This window comes from Streptomyces sp. NPDC013157 (genome assembly GCF_042899865.1).
Taxonomy (GTDB): domain Bacteria; phylum Actinomycetota; class Actinomycetes; order Streptomycetales; family Streptomycetaceae; genus Streptomyces.
The window spans coordinates 111550-126964 of sequence record NZ_JBIBAK010000023.1 but is presented as its reverse complement, the minus strand read 5'-3'; the positions used below and the strand labels follow the sequence as shown (position 1 = coordinate 126964).

16 protein-coding genes are annotated in these 15415 nt (G+C 69.1%); 6 read left to right on the top strand and 10 right to left on the bottom strand.

From position 1 onward, the window contains the following. Positions 1–13: 13 nt before the first annotated feature. Positions 14–1441 (top strand): pyruvate kinase, encoded by a 1428-nt coding sequence (gene pyk, locus ACFY6U_RS46350; protein ID WP_390048315.1) that lies wholly within the window; start codon positions 14–16, stop codon positions 1439–1441. Between the two features lie 101 nt (positions 1442–1542). On the opposite strand, the gene ACFY6U_RS46345 is transcribed toward pyk, so the two are convergent. The 3 genes from ACFY6U_RS46345 to ACFY6U_RS46335 are packed head-to-tail and all read right to left on the bottom strand — an operon-like array spanning position 1543 to position 2779. Beyond that, a complete protein-coding gene (locus tag ACFY6U_RS46345; protein ID WP_390048313.1) occupies positions 1543–2103 on the bottom strand; it encodes a hypothetical protein in 561 nt (186 codons plus the stop codon). After that, positions 2100–2297 carry a hypothetical protein gene (locus ACFY6U_RS46340; RefSeq protein ID WP_390048311.1) on the bottom strand — a complete coding sequence of 66 codons (198 nt, stop codon included), beginning with the start codon at positions 2295–2297 and terminating at the stop codon, positions 2100–2102. The genes ACFY6U_RS46345 and ACFY6U_RS46340 overlap by 4 nt, the downstream gene beginning before the upstream one ends. Further along, positions 2291–2779: a polymorphic toxin-type HINT domain-containing protein gene (locus ACFY6U_RS46335; RefSeq protein ID WP_390048309.1), complete on the bottom strand. Its 489-nt coding sequence runs from the start codon at positions 2777–2779 to the stop codon at positions 2291–2293. The genes ACFY6U_RS46340 and ACFY6U_RS46335 overlap by 7 nt, the downstream gene beginning before the upstream one ends. 199 nt (positions 2780–2978) lie before the next feature. On the opposite strand from ACFY6U_RS46335, the gene ACFY6U_RS46330 reads away from it, so the two are divergent. The 3 genes from ACFY6U_RS46330 to ACFY6U_RS46320 all read left to right on the top strand — a co-directional run bounded on the left by ACFY6U_RS46330 (position 2979) and on the right by ACFY6U_RS46320 (position 5941). Then, on the top strand, positions 2979–3686 hold the full coding sequence (locus tag ACFY6U_RS46330) for an alpha/beta fold hydrolase (RefSeq protein ID WP_390048307.1): 708 nt from the start codon (positions 2979–2981) through the stop codon (positions 3684–3686). A 94-nt stretch (positions 3687–3780) separates the two neighbouring features. Further along, on the top strand, positions 3781–4713 hold the full coding sequence (locus tag ACFY6U_RS46325) for a transposase family protein (protein WP_390048306.1): 933 nt from the start codon (positions 3781–3783) through the stop codon (positions 4711–4713). Between the two features lie 232 nt (positions 4714–4945). Continuing rightward, positions 4946–5941, top strand: coding sequence for a tyrosine-type recombinase/integrase (locus tag ACFY6U_RS46320; protein ID WP_390048304.1), 996 nt, complete (start codon positions 4946–4948; stop codon positions 5939–5941). Positions 5942–5970: 29 nt separating this feature from the next. Here ACFY6U_RS46320 and ACFY6U_RS46315 read toward each other — a convergent pair whose 3' ends face one another. Both ACFY6U_RS46315 and ACFY6U_RS46310 read right to left on the bottom strand, forming a co-directional pair. Next, positions 5971–6939 carry an alpha/beta hydrolase gene (locus ACFY6U_RS46315; RefSeq protein WP_390048302.1) on the bottom strand — a complete coding sequence of 323 codons (969 nt, stop codon included), beginning with the start codon at positions 6937–6939 and terminating at the stop codon, positions 5971–5973. Between the two features lie 104 nt (positions 6940–7043). Beyond that, the gene (locus ACFY6U_RS46310) at positions 7044–7361 is read right to left on the bottom strand and encodes a putative quinol monooxygenase (protein WP_225080608.1); all 318 of its coding nucleotides are present in this window, start codon (positions 7359–7361) and stop codon (positions 7044–7046) included. 149 nt (positions 7362–7510) lie between these two features. Here ACFY6U_RS46310 and ACFY6U_RS46305 point away from each other — a divergent pair, with 149 nt between their 5' ends. Continuing rightward, positions 7511–8416, top strand: a complete 906-nt coding sequence (locus ACFY6U_RS46305; RefSeq protein ID WP_390048300.1) for an AraC family transcriptional regulator N-terminal domain-containing protein — start codon at positions 7511–7513, stop codon at positions 8414–8416. Positions 8417–8575: 159 nt separating this feature from the next. Beyond that, positions 8576–9325: an SDR family oxidoreductase gene (locus ACFY6U_RS46300; protein WP_390048298.1), complete on the top strand. Its 750-nt coding sequence runs from the start codon at positions 8576–8578 to the stop codon at positions 9323–9325. A 561-nt stretch (positions 9326–9886) separates the two neighbouring features. On the opposite strand, the gene ACFY6U_RS46295 is transcribed toward ACFY6U_RS46300, so the two are convergent. The 5 genes from ACFY6U_RS46295 to ACFY6U_RS46275 all read right to left on the bottom strand — a co-directional run bounded on the left by ACFY6U_RS46295 (position 9887) and on the right by ACFY6U_RS46275 (position 15113). After that, positions 9887–11107, bottom strand: a complete 1221-nt coding sequence (locus ACFY6U_RS46295) for an MFS transporter (protein ID WP_390048297.1) — start codon at positions 11105–11107, stop codon at positions 9887–9889. A gap of 122 nt (positions 11108–11229) precedes the next feature. After that, the gene (locus ACFY6U_RS46290; protein ID WP_390048295.1) at positions 11230–12138 is read right to left on the bottom strand and encodes a site-specific integrase; all 909 of its coding nucleotides are present in this window, start codon (positions 12136–12138) and stop codon (positions 11230–11232) included. Positions 12139–12380: 242 nt separating this feature from the next. Beyond that, the gene (locus tag ACFY6U_RS46285) at positions 12381–13748 is read right to left on the bottom strand and encodes a hypothetical protein (RefSeq protein ID WP_390048293.1); all 1368 of its coding nucleotides are present in this window, start codon (positions 13746–13748) and stop codon (positions 12381–12383) included. Next, the gene (locus ACFY6U_RS46280; protein ID WP_390048292.1) at positions 13738–14325 is read right to left on the bottom strand and encodes a DUF6114 domain-containing protein; all 588 of its coding nucleotides are present in this window, start codon (positions 14323–14325) and stop codon (positions 13738–13740) included. Before ACFY6U_RS46280 ends, ACFY6U_RS46285 begins: the two co-directional genes overlap by 11 nt. A gap of 143 nt (positions 14326–14468) precedes the next feature. Beyond that, positions 14469–15113, bottom strand: a complete 645-nt coding sequence (locus ACFY6U_RS46275; protein ID WP_390048290.1) for a DUF6230 family protein — start codon at positions 15111–15113, stop codon at positions 14469–14471. Positions 15114–15415 lie beyond the last annotated feature (302 nt).

Sequence of the window (15415 nt, the reverse complement as noted above, 5' to 3'; positions counted from 1 at the left end):
TAGGATCGCCCCCATGCGCCGTTCGAAAATCGTCTGTACTCTCGGCCCCGCGGTCGACACCCACGAGAAGCTCGTCGCCATGATCGAGGCGGGCATGAACGTGGCCCGGTTCAATTTCAGCCACGGCTCCCACGCCGAGCACCAGGGGCGGTACGACCGCGTCCGGGCCGCCGCCAAGGAGACCGGCCGTGCCATCGGCGTCCTCGCCGACCTGCAGGGCCCGAAGATCCGTCTGGAGACCTTCGCCGAGGGACCGGTGGAGCTGGAGCGCGGTGACGAGTTCGTCATCACGACCGAGGACGTCCCGGGCGACAAGACCATCTGCGGTACGACCTACAAGGGCCTGCCGGGCGACGTCTCGCGCGGCGACCAGATCCTCATCAACGACGGCAACGTCGAGCTGAAGGTCCTGGACGTCGAGGGCCCGCGGGTGCGGACGATCGTCATCGAGGGCGGTGTCGTCTCCGACCACAAGGGCATCAACCTGCCCGGCGCGGCCGTCAACGTGCCCGCGCTGTCCGAGAAGGACGTCGAGGACCTCCGGTTCGCGCTGCGCATGGGCTGCGACATGGTCGCGCTGTCCTTCGTGCGGGACGCCAAGGACGTCGACGACGTCCACAAGGTGATGGACGAGGAGGGCCGCCGGGTCCCCGTCATCGCCAAGGTGGAGAAGCCGCAGGCGGTGGAGAACATGGAGGGCGTCGTGATGGCGTTCGACGCCGTCATGGTGGCCCGTGGCGACCTGGCCGTCGAGTACCCGCTCGAGAAGGTCCCCATGGTGCAGAAGCGCCTGATCGAGCTGTGCCGGCGCAACGCCAAGCCGGTGATCGTGGCGACCCAGATGATGGAGTCGATGATCACCAACTCCCGCCCGACCCGCGCCGAGGCCTCCGACGTCGCCAACGCGATCCTGGACGGCGCGGACGCGGTGATGCTGTCCGCCGAGTCCAGCGTGGGCGCGTACCCGGTCGAGACCGTCAAGACGATGTCGAAGATCGTGGTGGCGGCCGAGCAGGAGCTGCTCAGCAAGGGCCTGCAGCCGCTCGTCCCGGGCAAGAAGCCGCGCACGCAGGGCGGTTCGGTGGCCCGTGCGGCCTGCGAGATCGCCGACTTCCTCGGCGGCCGCGGCCTGGTCGCCTTCACCCAGTCCGGCGACACCGCCCGCCGCCTCTCCCGCTACCGCGCGCAGCAGCCGATCATCGCCTTCACCACCGACGAGAACACCCGCAACCAGCTCACCCTCAGCTGGGGCGTGGAGTCGCACGTGGTGCCGTTCGTGAACAGCACGGACGAGATGGTCGACATGGTCGACATGGAAATCGCGAAGATCAAGCGCTTCCACCCGGGCGACACCGTCATCATCACGGCCGGCTCGCCCCCCGGCGTCTCGGGCACCACCAACATGCTCCGGGTCCACCACATCGGCGGCATCAACAAGTGACGGCCGCCTGAAGGGCCTTGCACGGGCCTTGTACGGCCCCTTGCACGACACCGAGGGCGCTCCCTGCGACAGGGGGCGCCCTCGGCTCTTGTCACGGGGCTCTATGGCAGACCGTCGGCGATCCGGTCCCATGCCTCGAACTCGCCTCGCCGCGGGTGGTCGCCGAGCAGCGGCGCCACGGCGCGGGCGGGGCCGAGCAGCCGGCGGACCATGCGCAGGGAGAGCACCTGCTCACGGTCCAGCTCACGCCACCGTGGGGCGAGCGCGGCGGCCGTGTCCGGGGCCATTGGCATCGCGTCGAGGGCCCTGTCGAGGACCGGACCCGGATCCAGCAGCGGAACGTCCGGTGCCGCGCCCGCCTCCTTGAGCTCCTTCAACAGGGAGGCCCTGAGCCAGAGGTCGCGCAGCAGCCATTCGTCATGCTGCGCGCCGGTCGCCCGCTCGGCCGCCGCCAGCAGCAGCAGCGGCCACGCCTCGGCGATCGCCCGCCACTGCTCGCCGGTCAGCTTCGCCGGGTCCTGCTGAACACGGGCGGCGAACAGCTGGGCGGCACCGATCCACTCGCTCACCGCACCGTCGGTCCGCATCACGTCCGGTGCCGACCAGCGGCGCGCATGCCCGTCCACGTCCAGCCTGTCGAGGCCGTCGAAGAGACCACTCATCCGAAGTGCACCCCAGCCGCCTCGAACATCTCCTTGCCCAGTTGCTCCGCTCCGCCGCCGGGTGCCCAGTACGGATCGCCCGACTTGAAGTAGTGACCGCTGTGGCTGTCGATACGAAGACCGAAGTACTGGCCGTTCCCGCCGGCGAGCTCGGCCTCGCCGGCGGCCCTGACCGGCGCACCACCGCTCAGCACCGGGTGGGAGAGCTCCCTCCCTGGACCATCTTCGGCATGATCAAAAGGTCTCCGTCCTGCAGCACGGCCCACTTGATCGGCTCACCGTCCATGTCGATGTACTCGTCCCAGGCCGCGGAACCCGGCTTCGCCGGACGCACGCCCAACCGCTCGGCCAGTGCGAGTTCCTCACCGAGTGTGGCGGACATCGTGTTCGGCCACAGTGTGCAGGCATTGTGCACCAGCACGCGCGTTCCGCCGACGAAGTAGGTGTGATCGCCTTCCACTTCGAAGTTGAACACCTGAGTGCGGATCGCGGCCCGCTTCGCCGACCTGACGAGCGTGTCCTGGCTGTCCAGGGTGCGCAGCCGGTCTCCGGGGTGCAGCGACTCAGCGCCCGTCCACCCCTTCCCGATCACCCAGAACGGATGTTCCGGAGTGGCCCGTACGGTTTCCCCGCCGAGGCCGACGGAGACCAGGGCGTCGGCGGTGTGCTGGGTCACCCCGACGACGCGACGCAGGTGGCGCTGTCCTGGGGGCTGAGGAACATCCGTGTCAGATCGTGCGCTAACGGCTTTGTCGGCTATTGAAGGTCGGGGCCGGAACCGTGTGGCTGAGAATCCGAGCTGCTGACCGGGGATGGTGGTTCGGCTGCTGGTGAACGCCAATCTCCGGCGGGACTCGTCCGCATATCGTCCGGACATGGTTGATCAACGCTCGGTCGACGTTGGCGAGGTCCGGCTGGCTTATCAGCTGTCGGGTCCTGCGGATGCTCCGCCACTCGTCCTGTTGCACGCGCTGGGCAAGGATGCCACCGATTGGGAGGCGGTTGCGCCCGTTCTCGCCCGGAGCCGAAGGGTGTATGCCCTCGATCTTCGCGGTCACGGCCGAAGCGACTGGCCGGGGGACTACTCGCTCGAAATGATGCAGGCCGATGTGCTCCGGTTCCTGGACGCACTGGGGCTTGGACCGGTGGATCTGATCGGGCACTCCATGGGCGGGCTCGTGGCCTACCTGCTCGCGGAGGACCATCCGCAATGGGTGAGCCGGCTTGTCCTGGAGGATGTGTCGGTTCCCCGTCCCCGGGAGCCGAGCACCCCGGCCAGGCCGGACGGCGCCCTGACCTTCGACTGGGAGATGGTATTGGCTGTCAGGCGGCAGATCGACCAGCCCGATCCCAGGTGGCTGGAGCGACTCGACCGGATCACCGCCGAGACCCTCGTGATCGCCGGCGGCCCACAAAGTCATGTTCCCCAGGCCGGCGTCGCTGAGCTCGCCCGCTGCATCCGTGGCGGGCGAATGGTCACCATCCCGGTGGGACACCTGATCCACCACGCAGCGCCGGAGGCGTTCACCGAGGCGGTTTCGGCGTTCCTGGAGGAGGACTTCCGTCCTGCCCGCCAAACATGAGCGCGATCACAGGCCGTGACGTGGGGACGGCCGCACGGGTTCTTCGAGTGTGACCAAGAATTGGGCCCGGGCGGCCTTGTCCCATCCTGCCTTCATGGGCATCTCGCGCGTGCATCTCGGCAGTTTGATCGAGGAGTTGGCCGGGCCGTGGCAGGTCCGGCGTGAATCGGCATTGCAGCAGCGGCGGGGAGGGAAGCGTCACCGTGCCGCCGGGGCCGGCCGCAAGCACGAGCTGGTGTTCACCGACCGAGTGCTGGTCGCCCTGGTCCACCTGCGCACTCAGCTCCCGCACGCCGCGCTCGCCGAGCTCTACGGGGTCGGCCGCTCCACCGTCACCGAGGCCATCGGCGAGATCCGCCCGCTGCTCGCCGACCGCGGCTTCGCTGTCCCCGGTCGACCCGGAGTGCGTCTGCGGACGTTGGCCGACGTGTTCGCCTACGCCGATGCGGAGGGCGTGACCTTGCGGATCGACGGGACCGAGACCCAGGTCCGCCGACCGAAGGCTCACCGGCCGGGCCGCTGCGCGTTCGTCTCCGGCAAGAAGAAGCAGAACACCATGAAGACCACCACGATCAGCGACGGCCAGGGCCGCACCTTGTGGTCCGGGGCCGACCGGCCCGGAAGAATGCACGACCAGACCGCGATGCGCACCGAGGGCATCGCCGAGCAGCTCCGTCTCCACCCGGACGTGAGAGCCGAGGTGGATGAGGGCTACCGGGGTCTGGCGAACGCATTCTCCGAACAGGTCAGTGCACCGCCGAAGAAGCCGAAGGAAGACGCCGCTCTCGGTGACCAGTACGCCTGGCGTGAGCATCGGCGCCGCCAGTCCTCGGCGCGGATCTGCGTCGAACACGCCAACGCCGAGCACAGGCAATGGCGCCCACTGCAACGCTTCCTCGGCCGCCGCGAGCACTACCCGGCCACGCACCGGGCCATCGCCGGCCTGGTCTCCGACCGGGCCGCCCAGCGCCCCACCCGCCCCAAACCGAGCGCCGAACTCGTGCCCGTCAGCCCGATGACCCGCTAAATCACCAACTGGGTGAACACCCAACCATCACGTCTCAACATCAATAGCCGACCACCTCGTAAGCGTTCGTCGGCCCTGGTGGGCGGCTGACGGGGCGCCGGCGGTGGGACCGGTCTGAAGTTGTTCCACGGATAACGCCCTATTATCTGCGGCATCGCTGATCACGACCTGCGGCGACGTTCTCGGGGCTGTGCACGAAGCGGCCCCGTTATCTGCGGCAAGGGGGGAAGCGGTGCCCGCCGTCGTACGACTGCCCGTCGGGAAGGCGTTGACCGTCCGCGCGGCGGCCGACGTGTTCCTCGACTCGCTCGACAACGCGAACACGCTCCGGTCGTACCGAATTGGCGTCGGCAAGACCGCCGAGCACCTCGGTGATGCCCGCCCGCTCGCAACCGTCGCGGACGACGAGATCGGCGGCGCCCTCGAACAACTGTGGGGCGAGGCCGCGGTCAACACGTGGAACGCCCGGCGGGCGGCGGTGCTGTCGTGGCTGGGCTGGTGTGTCGGGCGCGGATACGACGGCCCGGCTGTCCCGGCCTGGGTGAAGCGGATGCCCCCGCCGGACTCGGAGACCCCGGCCCGCTCGAAGATGGCCGTGGACCGGCTGATCGCCCGGCGCGAGGTCCACCTGCGGGAGAAGACGCTGTGGCGGATGCTGTACGAGACCGTCGCGCGGGCGGAGGAGATCCTCGGTGTCAACATCGAGGAGCTGAACCTTGCCGCCCGCAGGGCCCCGGTGAAGGCCAAGGGCTCGAAGCCGCGTACCCGCCGCCGCGGTGCCCCACGCGAGGACTACGTCATGGAGCCCGTGTACCGGGACGCCGGCACCGCCCGCCTGCTGCCCCGGCTGATCAAGGGCCGCACGCGCGGGCCGGTGTTCGTCACCCACCGCAAGCCGGGTCCCAGCAAGGTCCTCGCGCCGCGTGACGTGTGCCCGGACACCGGGCTGGTCCGGCTGTCGTACGGCCAGGCCCGCGCCCTGCTCGACGCCCACACCGCAGTCGGCGGGGTGCCGGGCACAGGCTGGGACCTGCACGAATACCGCCATTCTGGTCTCACCCACCTCGGCGAGGCCGGGGCCAGCCTGCCCATGCTGATGGCGAAGTCCCGGCACAAGAAACCGGAGAACGTACGGCGCTCCTTCCACCCCTCGGCGGAGGCGATCGCCGAGGTCACCAGCCTGCTCGCGCCCGGAGACAGCAGACGCCGAGGTCTTAGCCAAGGCTGAAGCGTACGACCGAAACTCGTCGACTTCACCTATGCGGCGGGGTTCGTGGGCAGGAGCCGGGCGAGCCAGTCGGTGCGGGTTCGGCGGGCTGTGGCCGAGATGTGTGCCTGCGGGTACAGGGCGTCGAATCCGTGGAAGCCGCCTGCCCAGACGTGGAGTTCGGCCTGGCCGCCGGCCGCCCAGATGCGGGTGGCGTAGGCGGTGTCCTCGTCGCGGAAGACTTCGGCGGAGCCGGTGTCGATGTAGGTGGTCGGCAGGCCCGCGAGGTCGTCGGCCAGGGCGGGTGAGACGTATGCGGGTACCTCGTCGTCGGTGAGGTCGCCGAGGAGGCAGCGCCATCCGAATCCGTTCATCTCGCGGGTCCAGACGCCGGGCCCGTTCGAGTACTGGAGGCTGGAGGTGGTGGTGTTGCGGTGGTCGAGCATGGGGCCGATCAGGACTTGGGCGGCGATCGTCGGGGTGCCGAGGTCGCGGGCCAGCAGGGTGACGCCGGCGGCGAGGCCGCCGCCCGCGCTAGCGCCTGCGACGATGATCCGGGCGGGGTCGATGCCCAGTTCGGCGGCGTGGTCGGCGATCCAGAGCAGTCCCTGGTAGCAGTCGTCGACCGGGATGGTGCCGGTGGACTCGGGCGCGAGCCGGTAGTCGACGGAGACCACGACGGCGCCGAACTCGTCGAGCCACTCCAGCGGGATGTCGATCTGTGAGAAGCGGTCGCCCATGACCATCCCGCCGCCGTGCATCCAGTAGACGCAGGGTGCGGCAGCGGTGCGATCGCTGTTCGCGGGGCTGAAGACGGACAAGGGGATCGGGGTGCCGTCCGAACTCGCAACGGTGACCTCGTGCCGGTCGATAGCGCGACCTTCGAGGAGGGGTTCGACGGGCGTCGAGGAGAAGGGGCGTACCTGCGCCAGCACTTCCGGGCTGAGCTGGGACATCAGCGGCATGTCGGCCAGGAGTTCATGCAGTTCGGGGTCGAGGGAGGGGCGTGCTGTGGTCATGGTCGTTGCCTCTCGTGGGTGGTGGCGGGACGGTAGGGCGAGGACGGGGGCCGCCTCGGTGGGCACCGAGGCGGCAGACGCTGGGATGTGGGGTGTTCGGCGGGTCAGAGGGCGGATTTGCCGCGGACCGGAACGTAGTCGGTGTACTCGGAGTCCTTGGCGAGCAGCGGGTCGATCTGCGCCACGATGGCCTGGGCGGTCTTGCCGGCGAAGACGCGGTGGTGGTCCTCCTCGCTGGTCCAGCCTTCGGCGACGTGGACGACGTCGGGGTCGGACGCGGAGCGGGAGACGAGGTAGACGAGGCAGTATTCGCTCGCGCCGGGGCTGCCCTCGTTCAGTCCGGTCAGCAGCAGGTCGACGAGCTGGTCGCCCATACCAGGCCTGGCGGTCAGGGTGGCGCTGAAGCCGTAGTTGGCAATCATGGATTCCTTCTCTTCCTCTTCGGTGATGGAGTGCGGTGATTCCATTCAAGCGGGTTGACCTGCGGAAACGTTAGACCGATACTCGTTCGTACTTGCACGATCCTCGCAGCTTTGGGAACCGCGGCGCGGAATGGTGCTGCAATGGACGCATGTACCTCGAAGAACTCCGCACCCTGCTGGCCCGCCATGCGCGGCCCGACTGGACCACCGCCCTCGACGGCGTCCTCATCTCGAAGGTCGACCGCCCTGATCCGCCGGCGCCTTCGATGTCCGGCACGCTCCTGGCGGTCATCGCGCAGGGCGCCAAACGCCTCGCCCTGGGTGAGAGGGTGTTCGAGTACGGGCCCGGGCAGTACCTGGTTGCATCCGTCGATCTGCCTGTCACAGGACAGTTCACCCAGGCCGACCCCAAGCAGCCGGCGCTGGGGGTCGGTCTCGTCCTGGAACCGTCCGCCGTTGCCGAGCTGCTGCTTGAGGCCGGGCCCGGAGACGCCCCCCGGAGCAGCGGGGGCGCGCCGTCGGGGATCGCCGTCAGTGACGCTCCGGCCGCGCTGCTGGACGCGGTGGTCCGGCTGCTGCGCCTGCTCGACGAGCCCCGTGACCGGGCCGTACTGGCCCCGCTGGTCAAGCGCGAGATCCTGTGGCGTCTGATCACCGGCGAGCAGGGTGCGACGGTTCGCCAGCTCGGCCTGGCCGACAGCAGCCTCAGCCACATCTCGCGGGCCGTGCGCTGGATCCGCGAGCACTACGCGCAGCCCTTCCGGGTCGAGGACGTGGCGCGGCAGTCCGGCATGGGCGTCTCCGCCTTCTACCGCAACTTCCAAGCGGTGACCGCGATGAGCCCCATCCAGTTCCAGAAGCAGATCCGGCTCCAGGAGGCCCGGCTGCTGCTTGCCACCCACCCCGGAGACGTCACCGGAGTCGGCCACCGCGTCGGCTACGACAACCCGTCGCAGTTCAGCCGGGAGTACCGCCGCCAGTTCGGCGCGCCCCCCAGCCAGGACGCCGCCCGCCTGCGTCAGGCCGTGCGTGCGCCGGCAGGTCTCCTGCCCTGACCTGGGTGGGCTTTACTGGAGGATCGTGCAAGAAGTAGCGAGGATAGTTCTACTATCTCCGCAGGTCAGAGCGATTCAATGGGATCACCGGTTCTCCCGTGGAGCAGGAAAATGCCTGCCTACCCGTATGGATCCCACCACATCGCAAAGGGGCACAACATGAAGACAGTTCTGATCACTGGTACCTCATCCGGGTACGGGCGGGAGACCGCCCTCTACTTCCACTCGCAGGGGTGGAACGTCATCGCCACGATGCGGACGCCGCGTCCAGGCGTCCTTCCTGAGTCGGACCGGCTCCGCGTCATCGAGCTCGACGTGACCAGGCCCGAGAGCATCACCGCCGCGTTCGAGGCCGAGGGCCCCATCGATGTCCTGGTCAACAACGCGGGCCTGCCCTCGATCAGCGTGTTCGAGGGCACCCCCATGGCCCGAGTGCGGGAGGTCTTCGAGACCAACACGTTCGGCGTGATGGCGATGACGCAGGCGGTGCTGCCCCAGTTCCGCGAGCGTGGCTCCGGCGTGGTGGTGAACGTGACCTCGAGCGTGGTGCTGGGGCACATGCCGCTCTCGGCCGTCTACAAGGCGAGCAAGATGGCCATCGAGGGGTTCACCGCCTCCCTCGCGCTCGAGCTCGCGCCGTTCGGTGTGCGGGCGAAGACGGTCGAGCCGGGCGCCTGCCTGACGACGAACTTCGCGGCCAACGCGACGAAGGGCGCCTCGCTGGACGAGCTGGTCCCGGCGCCCTATGCACCATGGGCGAAGAAGGCCATGGGCGACTTCACGGGCCAGGACCTGTTCACCAAGGAGAGCGACGTCGCCGAGACAGTGTGGCGAGCCGTGCACGACACGACGGGCCAGCTGCGATTCCCCGCCGGCCCTGACGCGGTCTCGCTCTCTCAGGCGAAGTGATCAGCCAGCAGGCAAGGTCACGCCGCACTGATACCAGGAGCTGGCCCCGCGCCCACGCACCGGGTCGGCTCGCCGTCGGGCGCTCACCCCGGTAAACGGGAACCTGACCAACGACGAGAAGCCGGACCAGTTCGCCCTGGGCCACGGTCACCGCCGGGACGCCGGCCCGCCTGCCGGCAGAAGGCGTACCGGGCACGCTGGGCCGCCGAACGGATCCGCGAAGCCGTAACAGCTCCGGCCGGTGTGACGGCTCCCGTACCCCTCTCCGGGGCCTGGCCAGCGCAGACGCCTAGGTCAAGATGGTGGCGACCACGATGAACCATTCGTATGACGTCACTCGTCGTCGGTGGCGTCCTTGTCACGCAGCGGGCGCATCCCGCCGGGCAGCTCGGGCAGCTTGAACGAGTACCGGCCGAGCGGGATCGCTGGGCCGGTATTCCTTCCAGCTCCCTGACCTGCCCGGCGGCCTGCGGCCCCTCCGTGCCCCGGACGCTGTCGACGAGTAGCGAGACGCGGCGGGCGCGTCTGGCCGCGCCCGCCGCTCGCACCGTCGTGGGGACTCTATGCGTTGGCCGCCTGGACGCGGACGGCTCGGGCGCGGACCACGAAGGGCCGGGAGCAGACGGTGATGGCGATGGAGACGGCGGCGACAAAGGTGATGGCCGTGCCAGAAGTGAAGTGCTGGGCAATGCCGCCAGCGATCGCGGCTCCGATACCTTGCCACGTCATCCGGCCGGCGGACTCAACTCCCTGGACCTGGCCACGGACCGGATCAGGGGTCAACTCCAGAAGCTGCTCCTGAAGCGGCAGGGTGGCAGCAAAGCCGGCACTGGCGATGAACACCGCGGCTGTCGCCACCAGCACGGGCGGGTGGACGGCGAACAGCAGGTAGGGGGCGGCGAGCAGCAGTCGCAGGGCGAATGCGTAGCGGCGCCTCTGCTCGGCGGTGAACAGCCGCCCGACAGCAAGGTCACCGAAGAGCATGCCTGCCGATCCGGCGGCCAGGAAGACGCCGGCGTGATGAGGGGCGTAGGAGATGAACAGGGCCTCGCAGCCAACGATCAGACCGTTGGGGACCCACAGGTTCAGCAGCAGCGCGCGCTGGCCGGAGTGGGAGAAAAGCTCGATGTTCGTCGTCCAGGTCTGGCGCAGTCCGGGGCGACGGGTCAGACGGATCGAACGTTCCCGGACTGTCACCGCCACGGTGATCAATCCTCCGCCGGTCAGGGCTGTCGCGACGGCGAAGACCTCCTGCGGGCTCAGGTACCGCAGCAGTACGGCGCCGCTGGCGTAGCCGAGGATGGCCATGCCTCCCGAGGTGATGTTCATCAGCGAACGTGCCAGTGCATAGGTGGAGGTCGGCACCACCTCGGCGAGCAGCCCCATCCGTGCGCCCGTTCCCAGGGACTGGAAGAAGCCCAGTACAAGGAGCAGACCGAACCGGGCGGCGAGCGGCAGCCCTGGAACCGCCTGTGCCGCAACACCTACGAGCGAGACGCATTGGAGCGCGACGAGGGTCCGGCGAGGACGGCTTCCGTCCGCGACCGACATCAGCGTCAGCGCACCGAGTACCGTCGCGAAGGTGGCACCGTACATGCTCACAGCGGTCAGGAACGGGGACTTGGTCTGCTGGTTGACCAGCGTGCCGAGCGCGAAGCCCGACAAAGTGCTCGCGGCGACCGTCAGCGTGAAGCTGGCGTACAGGCCGACGAATTCACGGTTGCGGAGCAGGTCACGGTAGGTGGTGGGCGGAGTGCCGGAGGCAGATGTGTCAGAAGGCATGAAAAAAGCCTTCGCGCGCACCCAACTTGGGGCGCCGAAGGCCGACTGCTGGATTATAGCAAGTGCCCCATCCCCACCACGGCCCGCATCGGATACGCACCCGTCCCGGCAGCACCGTACATTCACCGGCGGCTGTCGCCAGGTGCGAGCAGACTGGTCAGCTCCGAGATCGCCTCGGGGGACGGCTTGAAGTAGCGGCGGACGTTTTCCGGTTTCTTGTGCCTCGACTTCGCCATCAGCATCAGCATCAGCAGGGAGGCGCCCTGCTCGCCGAGGTGAGTCAGGGCCCCGTGGCGGTACTCGTGCAGGTCCCGGCCCGTCCCCGGCCCGCGCACGGCGGTGTGCTCGTCGAGGAGGGCGCGGGCCTGGCCGTAGGAGAGGCGGGCCAGGCCGGTGTCCGGGCACACGTCGCGCGGACTGACGACCTTCCCCGGGCCGGGGCGGCGGTGGGTGACGAACACCGGTCCGCGTGTGCGGCGGCGCAGCAGCCGGGGCAGGAGCCGGGCGGTGCCGGCGTCCCAGTAGACCGTCTCCAGCACGAAGTCCTCGCGGGCCTGCCCGCGGCGGCGGACCTTGCTGCGGGCGCCCTTGGCCTTGACCGGACAGCCGCGGGCGGCGAGGTCCAGGTCCTCGATGTTCACGCCGAGGATCTCCTCCGCGCGTGCAGCGGTCTCGTAGAGCATCCGCCACAGCGTCTTCTCCCGCAGATGGACCTCGCGCCGGGCGATCAGCCGGTCCACGGCCATCTTCGAGCGGGCCGGGGTCTCGGAGTCCGGCACCGACAGCCGCTTCGTCCAGGCCGGGACCGCCGGGCCGTCGTAGCCGTACGACTCGCACCAGCCCAGCCACGAGAGCACCGCCGCCCGGCGGGCGTTCCAGGTGTTGACCGCTGCGGTGCCCCACAGCAGTTCCAGGGTCTCGCCGATCTCGTCGTCCGCGACCGACCCCAGCGGGCGGCCCTCCCCGATCCGCTCGGCGCTCTTGCCGACCCCGACTCCGTCGTCGGCGTCGACGGGGGACGTCGCGGACACGCACGCCGAAGGCGCCGCGAACCGGTCGCGGCCGCCTGGCACCTCCCCCACGCCGCGCGCTTGGTCATGCACGCGGCAAGCGCAGCCTTATGAGGACGGTGTGAAAGCTGTTAATGATTTATCAAGGCCCAGGCGGACGATGCCAAAGGGACCCCGGACAGCACTGTGGCCCGGTCGCCGCACTGGGCGGACGGCCGGGCCACAGCTCTCTGCGCGGCTCCCGGAAGGGTCTGTGGTGGCGCTCAGCTGGTGCCGTCGGTCGTGTAGACGTGCATCCCGGGCACGTGCAGGGTGCCGCCGAACTGGGCCGCCTGGACGACCTTCACGTTGGTGAAGTAGATCAGCGGGATGTTCAGCGGCGGCGGGTTGTCCGGGTCGAACGTGATCGGGATCAGGCCGAACAGGTTGCCCGAGATCGACTCCGTGTACATCGTCGTGGCGCCGTTGCGGATCGTGGAGGTCGAACCGGACGCGGCCTGCACGTGGTACGTCTTGTTGATCTTGGTGTCCTTCACCGTCTGGTGCAGGTCACCGATGTCGGTGCCACCCGAGATGACGTACTTCAGCACCTTCTTCGTCTTGCCGCTGGCCGTCTTCACCTCGACGATGCCCTGGTAGTCGGCGCCCTTCAGCGTCAGCGAGCTGGCGCCCAGGTACCAGGGGTCGTCCGCGACCGCGACCTTGTTGTCGACACCGCTCACGTCGTCGGTGGCGGCGTCGCAGTTGGCGGCCGACGTGCTGGAGCTCGCGGACGGGCTCGGCGAGGCGCTGGAGGCGGCGGTGGAGGCGGCGTCCTCGGCCGTCTTGGTGACGTCACCGGCTGCCTTCGTCGCCGTGTCGGTGGTGTCCTTCACGGTGTCCGTGACCTTCTTGACGGTCTTGGACACGGTGTCGGAGCCGCTGTCCTTGCCCGACGAGGACGAGGACGACGAGTCGGAGGACGCGGATGCCGACGGCGACGGGGTCGCGCTCGCGGTGGAGTCCGACGAGGACGAGCTCGTCGTGCTGCCGCCGCTCAGAATGCTGCCGATCGCATTCCCGATCGAGTCCAGCAGACCGCCACCGCTGCTGCTGGTGCTGCTCGCGGAGGCGGACGGGGTCGCCGTGCTCCCGGAGCCCGACGAACCGGACCCCGACGAGTCCGAGGAACCCGAATCGCCCGAGGACGAGGACGACTTGGAGGCGGACGGCGTCGGCGTGGCCGTGTCGTCGGAACCTGAATCCGACGAGGACGACTTGCCCGACGACGACGAGTCCTTGGCGTCGTCCGACGCCGTCGCCGACGGCGAGGCCGAGTCCGTGGCCTTGTCGCTCGCGCCCGCCGAGGCGGAGGGCGAGGCGGAGTCCAGGGCCGAGACGCAGTCCTTGTAGTCCTCGGCAAGGCTCTTCGACGACGCCGACGACGTGCTGTTGGTGTCGGCGATGGCCAGCGTCGACGTGAACCCGAAGCCCATGAGCACGGCCGTCGGCATCGCGACGGAGGCTATCGCCTTGCCCGCCGGCATGTGGAACCTGGTGAACAGCGGCTTCTTGGGCGCCGCATGCCGCGGCCCGGTTCTCGCACGGGACTCGTCCACATCAGTCCCGTGGGTCACCTCGTCAGCCGGCACTGTGCCTCCCGTTCGCCCCGTTCAGCGGGCTCGTTCCTGACAGGTCGTTCTCCCCCAGCGCCTGAGGGGCCTGGGAGGTGCCCCCGTCGCCCACGCCGTCCGGACCCGGGTGGTAGGCGGCCTCCTCCGGGGCGCCGCTCCCGGCCGGCGGCACGTCGCCCTCCGGCTGCGGCTGCTTGGGCGTACCCGGCCCCCAGGCCACGGCCATCGCTCCGCCGATCAGGGCGAACAGGAAGCCCATGACGAAGCCGCCGAAGTTGGACACGGGGAGGGACACCAGCGCCAGCAGGATCGCGGCGACTCCCGCGAACGTGCGGATGTGCTTCTGGAACCAGAGGCTGACGCCCAGGACGACGAGCAGCACGCCGATGATCAGGGATCCGGCGCCTGCGGTGGTCGACATCGCGACCGTCAGGTTGCCGAGCTGGAGATGCGCGTACGGGAAGTACATGATCGGAAAGCCGGCGAGCAGGATGTACAGACCGGCCCAGAACGGCCGCGTGCCCCGCCAGGCGCGGAACTGCAGCCTCCGGCGGGTGAACTGGCCGGGTGCGGCGGCAGGGGTCTCGGCGCTCATGGAAAACAGCTCCCTGGTGCGGCGTTGCTGTGGTGGTGTTGCTGTGGTGGTGCAGGGGTGGTGCTGTGCACCACGCGTGAAGACCGTGGGCGGAAGGTGGACGGGCGGGGGTGCCATCGGCTCCCCCGCCCGTCACGGAGTGCTCAGTAGCACTCCGCGCCCGAAGTCGAGACCGACATGTGCAGACCGCTCAGCTTGAAGGTTCCGGCAGTGGTGGCCCACGCCGTCTGCTTCACGCCGGTCAGCGAGGCGTGGTCCGCCTCCTGTCCGAACCCGTTCGGGTTGGCCAGCCCCTTGCTGACCTCGTCCTGCTTGATGCCAGGACCCTTGCTCATGCTTCCGGCGGCGACACCGATGTTGATGTTGGTGAACGTCGCGTCGGCGGTGAGGTCGTCGAGGTCGATGTACAGCTTGGTGGCCTCGACCGGCTTCTTCGCGTCGGCGCCCGCGTGCAGGATCAGGCTGACGTTCCCGAAGAACGGCACGTTCGGCGTGACCACGGACTGGCACAGGTTGGTGATGGTCGCGCTGTTGAACGCCGACACCGCCACCGGGTGAGTGTTCGCCTTGGTGGCGCTGCTGCCCATGTCGACAGCACCGTACTGTTCGAAGCCGTCACCCTCGAGCGAGTCGGCCGAGACCTTGAACTGCTGGCCCGACACGCTGAACGACGCGGCGAGAGCGCCCTGCGCGAGGGCGACACCTATACACGCCGTGGCGGCGACGCTGGGCACCATGACCACAGCGAACCGCTTCCATCTGGTCCCGCCACGCACCTGGGACTCCATATTTCCTCCTTCTCGGACGTACATCTCCTGGCCCGGAATCGCCCCCAACGGCGGCTCGGCCGGGCAGGGATGGGAGAAGTGCTACGTCCTCGGAAGGGGAGCGCCCGTACTCGGAGGCACGAACGCACCTCGATCACCGGCGATCACCCCCGAGCGACAACCACTGGTCGCGCCTGACACGCATCACGCACAACCTTGCTGGACAGGCTTCACCGTGAGGCGAAGACCCCCCTGCCCAAGAGCCGGCGTCACTGCCGCCGACTCTGCTCGGTGGGGACCCAGATGAACCCGCGGCCCGACCG